The sequence below is a fragment of the Cognatiyoonia koreensis genome, from assembly GCF_900109295.1.
Lineage (GTDB): Bacteria > Pseudomonadota > Alphaproteobacteria > Rhodobacterales > Rhodobacteraceae > Cognatiyoonia > Cognatiyoonia koreensis.
Genome location: NZ_FOIZ01000001.1, coordinates 2,327,220 through 2,340,462 on the forward strand (window position 1 = coordinate 2,327,220; position 13,243 = coordinate 2,340,462).

Annotated in this window: 12 protein-coding genes; 11 read left to right on the plus strand and 1 reads right to left on the minus strand. The window is 56.5% G+C overall.

The features are described from left to right. Nucleotides 1–122 precede the first annotated feature (122 nt). From BMY44_RS11520 to BMY44_RS11545, 6 genes are read left to right on the plus strand one after another with little or no spacing between them, the layout of a single operon-like run. A complete protein-coding gene (locus BMY44_RS11520; RefSeq protein ID WP_089994186.1) occupies nt 123–869 on the plus strand; it encodes an SDR family oxidoreductase in 747 nt (248 codons plus the stop codon). After that, nucleotides 866–2,665 carry an IlvD/Edd family dehydratase gene (locus tag BMY44_RS11525; RefSeq protein ID WP_089994188.1) on the plus strand — a complete coding sequence of 600 codons (1,800 nt, stop codon included), beginning with the start codon at nt 866–868 and terminating at the stop codon, nt 2,663–2,665. Before BMY44_RS11520 ends, BMY44_RS11525 begins: the two co-directional genes overlap by 4 nt. 12 nt (nt 2,666–2,677) lie before the next feature. Then, nucleotides 2,678–3,523 carry a fumarylacetoacetate hydrolase family protein gene (locus BMY44_RS11530; protein ID WP_089994189.1) on the plus strand — a complete coding sequence of 282 codons (846 nt, stop codon included), beginning with the start codon at nt 2,678–2,680 and terminating at the stop codon, nt 3,521–3,523. Beyond that, the gene (locus BMY44_RS11535; RefSeq protein WP_089994192.1) at nt 3,516–4,445 is read left to right on the plus strand and encodes a 2-hydroxyacid dehydrogenase; all 930 of its coding nucleotides are present in this window, start codon (nt 3,516–3,518) and stop codon (nt 4,443–4,445) included. Before BMY44_RS11530 ends, BMY44_RS11535 begins: the two co-directional genes overlap by 8 nt. A gap of 3 nt (nt 4,446–4,448) precedes the next feature. Then, a complete protein-coding gene (locus BMY44_RS11540) occupies nt 4,449–5,540 on the plus strand; it encodes a mandelate racemase/muconate lactonizing enzyme family protein (RefSeq protein ID WP_089994194.1) in 1,092 nt (363 codons plus the stop codon). Then, nucleotides 5,540–6,130, plus strand: a complete 591-nt coding sequence (locus BMY44_RS11545; protein WP_089994197.1) for a LysE family translocator — start codon at nt 5,540–5,542, stop codon at nt 6,128–6,130. Before BMY44_RS11540 ends, BMY44_RS11545 begins: the two co-directional genes overlap by 1 nt. Here the strand turns inward: BMY44_RS11545 and BMY44_RS11550 are convergent. Further along, nucleotides 6,127–6,885 carry an SDR family oxidoreductase gene (locus BMY44_RS11550; RefSeq protein ID WP_089994199.1) on the minus strand — a complete coding sequence of 253 codons (759 nt, stop codon included), beginning with the start codon at nt 6,883–6,885 and terminating at the stop codon, nt 6,127–6,129. The genes BMY44_RS11545 and BMY44_RS11550 overlap by 4 nt on opposite strands. 74 nt (nt 6,886–6,959) lie before the next feature. Here BMY44_RS11550 and BMY44_RS11555 point away from each other — a divergent pair, with 74 nt between their 5' ends. The 5 genes from BMY44_RS11555 to BMY44_RS11575 all read left to right on the plus strand — a co-directional run bounded on the left by BMY44_RS11555 (nt 6,960) and on the right by BMY44_RS11575 (nt 13,180). Beyond that, nucleotides 6,960–8,018: an L-idonate 5-dehydrogenase gene (locus BMY44_RS11555; protein WP_089994202.1), complete on the plus strand. Its 1,059-nt coding sequence runs from the start codon at nt 6,960–6,962 to the stop codon at nt 8,016–8,018. A gap of 125 nt (nt 8,019–8,143) precedes the next feature. Further along, a complete protein-coding gene (locus BMY44_RS11560; RefSeq protein WP_089994205.1) occupies nt 8,144–9,283 on the plus strand; it encodes an MHYT domain-containing protein in 1,140 nt (379 codons plus the stop codon). Nucleotides 9,284–9,395: 112 nt separating this feature from the next. Continuing rightward, nucleotides 9,396–10,250, plus strand: coding sequence for an FAD binding domain-containing protein (locus BMY44_RS11565; protein WP_089994207.1), 855 nt, complete (start codon nt 9,396–9,398; stop codon nt 10,248–10,250). 12 nt (nt 10,251–10,262) lie between these two features. Then, nucleotides 10,263–10,757, plus strand: coding sequence for a (2Fe-2S)-binding protein (locus BMY44_RS11570; protein WP_089994209.1), 495 nt, complete (start codon nt 10,263–10,265; stop codon nt 10,755–10,757). Beyond that, a complete protein-coding gene (locus BMY44_RS11575) occupies nt 10,754–13,180 on the plus strand; it encodes an aerobic carbon-monoxide dehydrogenase large subunit (RefSeq protein WP_089994212.1) in 2,427 nt (808 codons plus the stop codon). Before BMY44_RS11570 ends, BMY44_RS11575 begins: the two co-directional genes overlap by 4 nt. Nucleotides 13,181–13,243: the final 63 nt, after the last annotated feature.

A 13,243-nucleotide genomic window follows, 5' to 3' on the forward strand; every position in this document is an offset into this window, starting at 1 on the left:
TAACCATTGCGTCACATTGGCGAAGGCAGCAGAAGGCTGTTCGGCAAAGGCCAATCTGTCACCATTGACAGCAAACAAACGCAAGGACTCACCAACGCTGAACAGGGTCTGGGGGGATATCCATGACAAAACAAAGACTTGAAGGTAAGCGCGTGCTCGTTACCGCTGCGGGACAAGGTATCGGGCGTGCAAGTGCTTTGGCCATGGCAGCTGAAGGTGCGCAGGTTTTTGCAACCGACGTCAACACCGACGCGCTCAAGACACTTGAAGGTGTCGAGACATTTGCGGTCGATGTACGCGACCAGGAAAGCGTGGCCGATGGTGTGGCACGCGCCAATCCCGACGTTCTGTTTAATTGCGCCGGATTCGTCCATCACGGAACAGTGCAAGAAGCCACCGATGATGAAATCGACTTTGCTTTCGACTTGAACGTTCGCTCGATGATGCGAACCATCCGCGCAGCCCTACCCGGTATGTTGGAACGCAAAGGCGGATCAATTATCAACATGTCCTCGGCCTGTTCCAGCGTGATTGGTGCGCCAAACCGTTTCATCTATGGCACAACCAAAGCAGCGGTAATTGGCCTGACGAAATCCGTGGCGGTGGACTATGTCGCCAAGGGAATCCGGTGCAACTGTATCTGTCCCGGAACTGTGGAATCACCCAGTTGGCATGATCGCGTGGCAGCACTTGGGGAACAGCTCGGCAGCAAGGATGCAGCCTTGAAGCAGTTCGTGGAACGCCAACCAATGGGGCGCGTCGCGTCAGCAGAAGAAATTGCAGCTTTGGTTGTCTACCTCGCAAGTGACGAAAGCGCGTTCACCACAGGACACCCTCATATCATTGACGGAGGCTGGTCAGGCCAATGAACAAGAAAATAGGCATCGAACAACTACGGTCGCGTAAGTGGTTCATGAACCCCGACAATCCCGAAATGACAGCGCTCTATCTGGAACGCTATCTGAATTACGGACTGACGCGGGCAGAGCTTCAATCGGGTAAGCCGATCATCGCGATTGCCCAGACTGGCAGTGATCTCAGTCCCTGCAACCGCCACCATCTGGAACTGACCAAGCGGGTGCGCGACGGCATTATCGCCGCAGGTGGGACATGTATCGAAGTGCCCGTGCACCCCATTCAAGAGACAGGCAAGCGCCCGACAGCTATGCTGGATCGCAACCTTGCCTATCTGTCCTTGGTCGAAACACTGTTCGGCTATCCGCTTGACGGGGTCGTACTGAACATTGGCTGTGACAAGACCACACCTGCACTGCTGATGGCCGCAGCCACCGTCAACATCCCCGCCATCGCGCTTTCTGTCGGCCCGATGCTGAACGGATGGTTCAAGGGCGAGCGCACCGGATCAGGGACTATTGTTTGGAAAGCCCGCGAGATGCTGGCTGCAGGTGAAATTGACAACGATGGGTTCATGGACTTGGTCGCCTCGTCCGCACCCTCCGTCGGCTATTGCAATACGATGGGGACCGCCACGACGATGAATTCATTGGCCGAGGCTCTGGGAATGCAACTGCCCGGTGCCGCCGCAATTCCGGCCCCCTACCGCGAACGCGGCCAGATCAGCTATGAAACCGGCAAGCGGATCGTCGAAATGGTTTGGGAAGATTTGCGTCCCTCCGACATCATGACCCGCGAAGCGTTTGAGAACGCGATCGTCATCAATTCGGCCATAGGTGGCTCCACGAACGCACCCATTCATCTGAACGGAATTGCGCGCCACCTTGGCGTGCCGCTCAACAATGACGATTGGCAAAAGATCGGTCATGACGTGCCACTGTTGGTCAATCTGCAACCTGCTGGGGAATACCTGGGCGAAGATTACCAACACGCAGGCGGCGTACCGGCGGTCGTGGGCGAATTGATCGACGCCAAGCTGTTGCCCCACCCCAATGCGATCACCGCTAACGGAAAATCCATGGGTGATAACTGTGGCGAAAACCGCAGCGAAGATATCCGCGTCATCAAGCCCGTCAGCGACCCGCTCAAGGCGCAAGCTGGATTCATCAATCTAACCGGCAATCTGTTCGACAGTGCCCTGATGAAAACCTCCGTCATCAGTCCGGCATTTCGGCAAACCTATCTGTCAAATCCGGACGACCCGAATGCATTTGAAGGACGTGCGATCGTATTTGACGGCCCCGAAGATTTTCATCATCGCATCGACGATCCATCAGAAAACATCGACGAGAACTGTATCCTGTTCATGCGCGGTGCTGGTCCAAAGGGCTATCCCGGCGGGGCAGAAGTTGTGAACATGCGCCCACCTGCGTACCTTTTGAAAAAAGGGGTCGAGGCGCTGCCTTGTGTAGGCGATGGTCGTCAATCGGGAACCTCGGGGTCTCCATCTATCTTGAACGCCTCGCCCGAGGCGGCGGATGGCGGTGGCCTCGCCATTTTGCAAACTGGCGATCGTGTGCGCATCGATTTGAACAAATGCACCGCTGACATGCTTGTCCCTCTCGACGAACTCGCCGAACGAGCGCGCAAACTTCTTGCCGAGGGCGGTTACGCCATTCCTGACAGCCAGACGCCTTGGCAGTCTCTCTTCCGCGAAAAGGTCGGCCGTTTTGATCAAGGCATGACGCTGGAAGGTGCCGCCGATTACACAGACATCGCGCGCAAATTCATGCCGCGTGACAACCACTAAGAAGGAAACTCCATGAAACTGGTACGCTACGGAGAGTCGGGCGCAGAAAAGCCCGGACTGATGGATGGTGACACGCTGCGCGACCTGTCGGGTCATGTGGATGACATCACTGGCGCAATGCTGGACGCTGCAACGCTGGACAAGCTGCGCGCGATTGACCCAAGCACCCTGCCAGTTGTCAGCGGTAGTCCTCGTATCGGTGCCTGCATCGGCGGCATTGGCAAATTCCTCTGCATCGGCCTGAACTACTCTGACCACGCCGCCGAACAAGGCTTGCCAATCCCGGCTCACCCAATTCTTTTCTTCAAGGCCAACTCCGCAATTGTCGGCCCAAATGATGATGTCGTCATGCCGCGTGGTTCAAAACGATCAGACTGGGAGGTCGAGTTGGGTGTCGTGATCGGCAAGACCGCCAAATATGTGTCCGAGGACGATGCACTGAACCATGTTGCCGGATATTGTATCGTTAACGATGTGTCAGAGCGCGAGTTTCAGCAGAACCTGACCGGACAATGGACGAAAGGGAAATCTTGCGACACTTTCGGACCAACTGGCCCCTACCTCGTGACCCGCGACGAAGTCGCTGATCCTCAAAACCTTGATATGTCGCTACATGTGAACGGCAAGCAAATGCAGGTCGGTAACACTGCAACAATGATATTCTCGGTCGCGCAGATCATCTCGCACCTATCCCAATTGTTCACACTGCATCCGGGCGACGTCATCTCAACAGGGACACCTCCGGGTGTGGGCGATGGTATGAAACCTGATCCAGTTTATCTGAAGGTCGGCGACGTCATGGAACTGACAATCGACGGACTGGGCAAACAAAGGCAGGAGGTTCGCCAAGATGCCTGATCTTTTGCTGATCGGCGGCGCGACCGACACCATGATCGCGCGCATGGCCGAGAAATTCACGATCCATAAACTTTCGGACGGCAACTATCCCGCAGAAAAAATCACACATGTCTGTACGAACGGGCATGACGGTGTAAAGCCCGAGATCATGGCAGATCTGCCTAGTCTCAAGCTCATCTCTTGCTACGGTGTGGGCTACGACGCCATCGACACAACAGAAGCGGTCAGACGCGGTATCGTTGTCACACATACCCCTAATGTGCTGAACGCCGAAGTCGCGACCACGGCAGTCTTGTTAATGCTGGCTTGCTACCGTGAATTGCTGCGCGACGATGCCCATGTACGGTCAGGCAATTGGGAAGTGAACGGTAACGCCCCCCTCACCCGCTCTGCCGATAATCAGACTGTCGGCATTCTTGGCCTTGGCCGCATTGGTCAGGCAATCGCCGACAAGCTGGCACCGTGGAATCCGACGATCGTTTATCATACACGCACCAAGAAAGACGTGGCATACAAGTACTACGATGACCTTAAAGCGATGGCAGCAGACTGCGATGTACTGATTTGCATCACGCCAGGCGGCCCTTCGACCAACAAGATCGTCAACGCAGACGTGCTAGAGGCTCTCGGGCCTCAGGGAACACTGATCAATGTCTCGCGCGGATCGGTAGTGGATGAAGCCGCCCTGATCACTGCATTGCAAACGGGCAAACTCGGATGGGCCGGGCTGGACGTATTCGAACAGGAACCGCATGTGCCACAAGCGCTACGGGATATGCCAAACACGGTGCTCTTGCCACATGTCGGCAGTGCCACGATCGAAACGCGGGCTGCCATGGGTGCGCTGACAGTGGATAATTTGCTGCAACATCTGGAAAACGGCACCGTGATAAGCCCGGTTCCAGAGTGTGCGGACATGTAGAACATGGCGAGAATCACAGATGTGACCGCACGCTTGTTCGCAGTGCCCCTCGATGAGGTTCTAGTGGACGCCAAGCACGGTGATCACACCCATTTCCATCTGATCACTGCGACCGTTACGCTTGACGACGGACGCTCTGGCACAGGCTATACTTACAACGGCGGGCGCGGCGGGCATGCGACGGCTGCAATGATCACCCATGATCTGGCCCCGTTTTTGATCGGTAAGGACGCGCGTGGCGTCGAAGCACTGAATGATGCGATGCAATGGCATGTCCACTACGTTGGGCGCGGTGGTATCGCGAGCTTCGCGATTTCCGCTGTTGATATCGCCTTGTGGGATCTGCGCTGTAAGACATTGGATCAACCGCTTTGGCAGGTTGCTGGCGGTGCGGCAAAAACCTGCAAGGCCTATGGCGGCGGCATTGATCTCGGCTATCCGCTGCCCAAGTTGTTGGCCCACGTCCAAAGCTACATTGATGCGGGGCTAAATGGCGTGAAGATCAAGATCGGCCAGCCCGATATGGCCGATGATATTGAACGTATTCGTAGGGTCCGCCAGCAAATCGGACCGGATGCGGCCTTTATGATTGATGCCAACTATTCACTGACGCGGGACGAAGCGATCAAACTTGCCTTGGCCGTGAAAGATCAGAACATCACATGGTTCGAAGAACCTATCATACCAGACGACTACGATGGGTATGCCGCAATCTCTGCTGCGACGGGTACTGCCGTGGCTCAAGGGGAAAACCTCCACACAATTCACGAATTCGAACTGGCACTGGCGCAGGGCGACCTTGGGTTCATCCAACCCGACGCGTCTAACTGCGGCGGGATCACGGGCTGGTTGCAGGTGGCAGAACTTTCGCGCAAAACCGCTGTGCCGGTCTGTTCACATGGAATGCAGGAATTGCATGTGTCACTGGTATCTTCGCAAAAGCATGGCGGCTGGCTGGAAGTACACAGCTTTCCAATTGATCGCTACACAACGCGACCGCTGGTCATCGAAGAACATCGTGCGGTGGCACCGGGCACACCCGGTATCGGCGTCACGTTTGACTGGGCCAAGCTCGCACCTTTCGAGGTTGCTTGATGCTGGCCTTTGCGGCAGCCGTATTCTTTCTGATCGTCACACCGGGTCCGGGTGTTCTGTCGACGGCAGGGGTTGGTGCCGCCTACGGCTATCGCAATGGACTTGCCTATGTAGCCGGACTGTTCGTTGGCAACAATCTGGTCGCGCTGCTTGTTATATCAGGCGTTGCAGCCATGGCTCTGGCGATGCCTTGGTTGCGCACAGCTTTGCTAATTGCATCCCTTGCCTATTTGCTCTGGCTCGCATGGCGCATCGCAAGCGCCGGAGCAAGGATCGGTTTCGTCGAAGCCAGCACACCGCTTGGCTTCTGGAACGGCCTTGCGCTGCAACCGATCAATCCGAAAGCATACGTCGTGGGCACCACGCTGTTTTCGGGCTTTGCATTTATGCCTGACAACATCTGGCTCGAAACGATTATCAAGCTGTTGATCATGAACCTAATCTGGGTGCCGTTGCATCTCGGCTGGCTGGGTGCGGGTGTCAGTCTGCGCCGCCTTGATCTCAGCGCGCGAACGCAGCGGGTCGTCAATATCGGGATGGCCCTGTCGATGCTGGTCGCTGTTGGACTTGCGCTCTTTTCACAGACCTAAAGCGATGCGGTAATCCCACCATCAACGTACAACGTATGACCGTTGACAAAACTCGATGCCGCCGAAGACAAGAACACCGCCGCACCCACCAATTCTTCGACCTTACCCCAGCGCCCTGCCGGCGTGCGCTTGGCCAACCAATCTGAAAACGTGGGGTCCGCCACCAGTGCCGCGTTAAGCGGCGTGTCGAAATAACCCGGTGCAATGGCGTTACACTGAAGCCCATATTTCGCCCAATCCGTCGCCATCCCTTTGGTCAGATTGCCCACCGCCCCTTTCGTCGCCGTATATGGGGCGATGCCCGGGCGCGCGAGGGATGTTTGCACACTTGCGATGTTGATGATCTTTCCGCGTCCGCGTTCGATCATGTGTCGCGCAACGGCCTGACCCACATGGAATACGCTGGCGATATTGGTTTGCAAAAGCCGCTCAAACGCATCAGCAGGAAAATCCTGCAGTTCACCGCGGTGCTGCATTCCGGCGTTGTTGATCAGCACGTCTATCGGGCCGATTGTCTTTTCGAAATCATCCACCGCCGCACGAACGGCAACGTGATCTGTTACATCAAAGGCAAGCACATGGGCGGTGCCACCAAGTTCCTTGGCGGCGTTTTCGAGCTTGGACGCATTGCGCCCGTTCAAAATGATCTCTGCCCCCGCAGCGGCCATGCCCTGAGCCAAAGCAAATCCGATCCCCTGACTTGATCCTGTGATCAGAACACGCAGACCCGTCAGGTCAAAAAGAGAGAGGCTCATGCTAATTTCCTTTGGTGCTTTTGACCAAGTATCGTTAGCTTCCGTTGGATTGTATAGTTGAAAGCGGAAAAGTCATGCGGGCAATCGTCATTCATGGAGCACAGGATTTACGCATCGAACCTCAGAAAGCAGTAGCGGATCCCGGCCCGGGCGAAGTCCTGGTCGATGTTGCCATGGGTGGCATCTGCGGATCAGACTTGCACTATTACAATCACGGTGGATTTGGTGCCGTGCGTCTGCGCGAACCTATGGTGCTTGGGCACGAGGTGTCGGGTCGGATTGCGGCACTTGGTTCCGACGCAAGCGATCTGTCCATCGGTCAACTTGTCGCCGTGTCACCCTCAAGGCCGTGCCGTGCATGCCAATTCTGTTTGCGCGGTCAGCCAAACCACTGCGAGAACATGCGCTTTTACGGCAGCGCGATGCCCTTTCCACATATTCAAGGCGCTTTTCGACAGCAGTTGCTCGCTCAAGCAAGCCAATGCGTGCCAGCGGATGGGCTAAGCCCAGAGGTTGCCGCGATGGCCGAACCTCTCGCAGTTTGCTTGCACGCTTTACGCCAGGCAGGTGATCTGGTCGGCAAAACCGTTTTGGTGACCGGATGCGGACCGATCGGAGCACTAACGATACTGGCAGCGCGGCGTGCGGGTGCAGAGCGGATTATCGCAACAGACCTGTCGGCTTTCACTTTGGACGTGGCCTCTCAGTGCGGCGCAGACGTGGCGCTGAACCTTGCAAAGGATTCCGACGCGCTTACTCCGTTCACTGCCGGAAAAGGACAAGTAGACGTGCATTTTGAATGTTCAGGTGCCCCAGCGGCACTGGCGACTGGCATCAGCGCGCTGCGGCCGCAAGGCACATTGATACAGCTTGGCATGGGCGGCGATATGACTGTCCCGATGCAAGCGATCACAGCAAAAGAACTGACCGTTCGCGGCTCATTCAGGTTTCACAGCGAATTCGCGACTGCCGTGGCAATGCTGCAGACAGGACTGATTGATGTCAGCCCGCTCATCACGCACCAATTCGATCTGGATCACGCCATTGAAGCCTTTGAAATGGCGAAAGACCGGACTCAGGCCATGAAGGTCCACATCGCGTTTTCCGAGACGCATCGAAAGCCGGTGGTTTGAATGTTCGCGTTCTTGTCCGCGTCGCCAAAAAGCTGACGATCGGACGATTGAAAATTCCGTCAAAAAAGCCGTCCATAACACAGCAACATTTGCTAACAAGACGGCTATGCGTCAGTTTGTGACCTATGACTATCCTCGAAGCAAATCACGATGCTTTCCTTGTCGTCATGTCCTGTATCGTCGCACTCGTTGCGGGGTTCACCGGGCTGTCGCTGACCCGTGATTTGTCCCGCAAACCGATCCTGCAAAGACAGATTTCCATTGCACTTGCTGCAATCGCCCTAGGCGGCGGCATCTGGTCGATGCATTTCGTGGCAATGTTGGGCTTGGACCTGCCCATCTTGTTCTACTACGACGCGGCCATCACGTTGGTTTCTGCACTTACCGCCATTCTCATTGTTGGAGCAGCACTCGTTCTGCTGCACTTCGTGGAACGGACACCGCGCGTAATCAATGCGGCTGGCGCCATTGTCGGCGTCGGCATCCTCGGGATGCATTATATCGGCATGGCAGGTCTACAGCTTTGCCGTGCGATCTATACGCCGCTCGGGCTTGTCTTCTCGTCAGTTGTGGCAATCTTTCTTTGCATCATCGCATTCCGAATCGCCTACGGGCGCCGCGAAAATCGCAATATCTTCCTCGGGACGATCTGCTTCGCAGTTGCGGTCTGTTCTGTTCATTTTCTGGCCATGGCGGGCACGCGGTTTGTCGCTGAACCAAGCCTCAGCGAATTTGGCCCGACAATGAGTAACGAAGTCTTGGCGCTGGGCGTGATCTTTACCAGCTTCATCATCTTCGGCACGTTCTTGTGGGTCAGCGTCACGTACCTGGTCGGAAACGTGTCGACCCCGGACGCAGAGATGCCAGACGCTGAGGCCGAGATACCAGACACTGCTTCCCTTCCACTTCAAGGTCTGCAGATTCCTTGCGAACGGGACGGCACACGCATTTTCATCTCACCAGCGGATGTCGCATTGGTGCGCGCCGACGGACACTATACGCAGGTCTATACCGAACAAGACCGGCTGTTCTGTGTCTGGCCAATCACAGAAGCGACAAAGCGGCTGGTTTCGACCGGCTTTCTTCAGACGCATCGAAGCTACCTCGTCAATCCGCACAAGGTCTCGCGGTTTGAACGACAGAAAGACAAAGGGCGCTGCATCTTTGCAATGGACGACCTACCACCCGCCCCGGTCAGTCGATCCAAGCTGAAACTTGTTCAGGATGCCCTCAGCGCGCAGCCTGGCGCAGTTCATGCGAACTGAAGCGCAGTTCGTGCATTACCTCTGTATTTGATGACATTTCGCAAGCGGTCGTATCCAGCCGCATGCAAGCTTTTCCCAAACGAGAACATTTGCTTTTTAGGGAGGAGAGCCGATGATTCCAGCGGCATTCGAATATCACCGACCTCAAGACATGGCCGGGGTTCTGGCTGTTCTTGAAGAACATGGAGATGACGCACGCGTCATGGCGGGCGGTCACAGTCTGATCCCCATGATGAAGCTGCGTATGGCAGACGTACCCCATCTGATTGATCTGCAGGATGTCGATGGGATGTCGGACATCGAGATTGGCAGCGATGTCATACGGATCGGTGCGCTGGTGACGCAGTCCGATATCATCGACCACCAAGAACTTGGAACTGCCGCCCCGATCCTGCGCGAAGCCGCCTTGCAAATCGCCGATCCGCAGGTCCGCTACATGGGTACGGTCGGTGGCAACGTCGCGAACGGCGACCCCGGCAACGACATGCCAGGGCTGATGCAATGTCTCGATGCGACATTCACCGTCGTTGGTCCTGACGGAGCGCGCGATATCCCAGCGCGGGAATTCTACGAAGCGGCGTATATGACAGCACGCGAGGATAACGAAGTCCTTACTGCCGTGACGATCCCACGCCCCTCTGGCGGCTATGCCTATGAAAAGCAAAAGCGCAAGATCGGTGACTATGCCACAGCAGCGGCAGCGGTTCAGATCACCAAAGATGGCGATACTTGCGCTTCTGCATCTGTCGCGATGACAAACCTGAGCGATACGCCGATCTTCTCCGAAGACGCTGGTGCAGCGCTTATCGGTACAACCCTCGATGACACGGCAATCAAGGCGGCAGTAGCCGCGATGCTGAACGACATCGACCCGACCGAGGACAATCGCGGCCCCGTCGCATTCAAGAAACACGTGGCTGGCGTCATCCTGCGCCGCGCGATCGAGCGCGCCTGGTCGCGCGCCTAAGGGAGGAAAAAGATGTCAAAAAAGATGCACATCAAGCTGAATGTGAACGGCAAGGACGAAGAATTTCTCGCAGAGCCACGCGAATTGCTGATCTACACGCTGCGCGAGCGGCTCAACATCACCGGCCCGCATATCGGTTGCGAAACGTCGCACTGCGGAGCCTGCACGGTGACAATCGACGGGAAGTCGGTCAAGGCCTGCACGATGTTCGTGGCGCAGGCCAGCGGCAAGTCAGTGACGACCATCGAAGGGATCGGCGGTGCCGATGACCTGCACCCGCTGCAAAACGCATTCAAGGAACACCACGGATTGCAGTGCGGCTATTGCACACCGGGGATGATCACCCGCGCGTCCAAGCTGCTGGAAGAAAGCCCCAACCCGACCGAAGAGGAAATCCGCTTTGGTATGGCCGGCAATATCTGCCGCTGCACGGGTTATCAGAACATCATTAAATCTATTCAGGCCGCTGCGGCGGAAATGAATGCAGCCAAGGAGGCCGCGGAATGAAGGACGAAGTCACACGCGAAGACCGCGTCGCCAATCTCAAAGGTATGGGTTGCTCGCGCAAGCGGGTCGAGGATGCCCGGTTCACCCAAGGCAAAGGCAACTACGTTGACGACATCAAGCTGGACGGCATGCTATTTGGGGACTTCGTCCGCTCGCCATACGCCCATGCGCGGATCAAAAGCATCGACACAGCGGCGGCGCTCGAAGTCCCCGGCGTTCTCGCCGTCCTGACAGCTGCCGATCTTGAACCCCTTGGTCTGCATTGGATGCCAACCCTTGCGGGCGATAAGCAAATGGTGCTCGCCGATGGCAAGGTGCTTTTCCAAGGACAGGAAGTCGCCTTTGTCGTTGCCGAGGACCGCTATGCAGCTGCGGACGGTATCGAACTGGTCGAGGTGGAGTATGAAGAACTTCCCGTCATCGTCGATCCGTTTGAATCGCTGAAATCGGATGTTGTCCTGCGCGAGGACCTTGTTGGTAAAAACGGCGCGTTGCCCGATGGCGCGCACGGGCCGCGCAAGCATCACAACCACATCTTTACATGGGAAGCAGGCAACAAGGCCCCCACCGAAGAAGTCATCGCCAACGCCGATGTCGTGGCAGAAGAGTCGATGTATTATCACCGCACGCACCCCTGCCCGCTGGAAACCTGCGGTTGCGTGGCTTCAATGGACAAGGTCAATGGCAAGCTGACCCTTTGGGGAACGTTTCAAGCGCCGCATGCAATCCGCACGGTCGTGTCACTGATTTCCGGAATTGAAGAACACAACATCCGAGTGATCTCTCCCGATATCGGTGGCGGGTTCGGCAACAAGGTGGGCGCATATCCGGGTTATGTTTGCTCGGTCGTCGCGTCGATTGTGACGGGCAAACCGGTCAAATGGATCGAAGACCGGATGGACAACCTGATGACGACCGCTTTCGCGCGGGACTATCACATGACCGGCAAGATTTCGGCCACAAAAGAAGGGAAGATAACCGGCCTGCAGTGCCACGTCACGGCTGATCACGGCGGTTTTGACGCTTGTGCCGACCCGACGAAGTTTCCCGCAGGATTCATGAACATCTGCACCGGGTCGTATGACATCCCGACTGCATACCTGGAGGTCGATGGCGTTTATACCAACAAAGCACCCGGAGGCGTCAGCTATCGCTGTTCGTTCCGCGTGACAGAGGCTGTGTATTTCATCGAACGTATGGTCGAGGTTCTTGCGATCAAGCTGAACATGGACGCGGCCGAACTGCGCCGGATCAACTTCATCAAGAAGGAACAGTTCCCCTACACCGCTGCGCTGGGCTGGGAGTATGACAGCGGCGACTATCACACCGCATGGGACAAGGCACTGAAAGCAGTCGACTACGAAGGATTACGTGCCGAACAGGCCCAGCGGGTCGAAGACTTCAAAGCTGGCAAGACCCGCAAGCTGATGGGGATTGGTCTGTCGTTCTTTACAGAGATCGTCGGTGCCGGTCCGGTCAAGAATTGCGATATTCTGGGCCTTGGCATGTTTGACAGCTGCGAGATCCGTATTCATCCGACTGGATCAGCGATTGCCCGTCTGGGCACAATTTCTCAGGGCCAAGGTCATGCGACCACATTCGCACAGATCCTCGCCTCTGAAATCGGACTGCCAGCGGATAGCATTACAATCGAAGAAGGTGACACCGACACTGCACCCTACGGGCTTGGGACCTACGGGTCTCGTTCCACACCTGTCGCTGGCGCGGCGACTGCGATGGCAGGCCGCAAGATCCGGGCCAAGGCACAGATGATTGCAGCCTACCTGCTAGAAGTGCACGACAACGACGTGGAATTTGACGTGGACCGGTTTGTCGTCAAGGGCGCACCCGAGAAATTCAAGACAATGAAGGAAATCGCTTTTGCCGCCTACAACCAAGCCATCCCCAGTCTAGAGCCGGGTCTGGAAGCAGTCAGCTACTATGACCCGCCCAACATGACATATCCGTTCGGTGCCTACGTCTGTGTCATGGATATCGATGTGGATACCGGTGTGCCGGAAATCCGCCGCTTCTATGCGCTGGACGATTGCGGGACGCGGATCAACCCGATGATCATCGAAGGACAGGTGCACGGTGGTCTGACCGAGGCGCTTGCCGTCGCACTGGGGCAAGAAATTGCCTATGATGACATGGGCAACGTGAAGACGGGGACGCTGATGGACTTTTTCCTGCCCACGGCTTGGGAGGTTCCGAATTACGAAACCGACTTCACCGTGACGCCAAGCCCGCACCATCCGATCGGTGCCAAGGGCGTGGGCGAAAGCCCGCATGTTGGTGGCGTGCCCTGCTTCTCAAATGCGGTGCAGGATGCATTCCGCCCGTTTGGCAACACGCACACCAACATGCCGCACGACCACTGGCGGATCTGGCGCACTGCGAACGAGTTGGGCTTGCACGACTAAGTCAAATCTATGGGCATCCGACCGGCTTCACGCCAACTCGGGTGCCTATCTTGCGGGAAAACG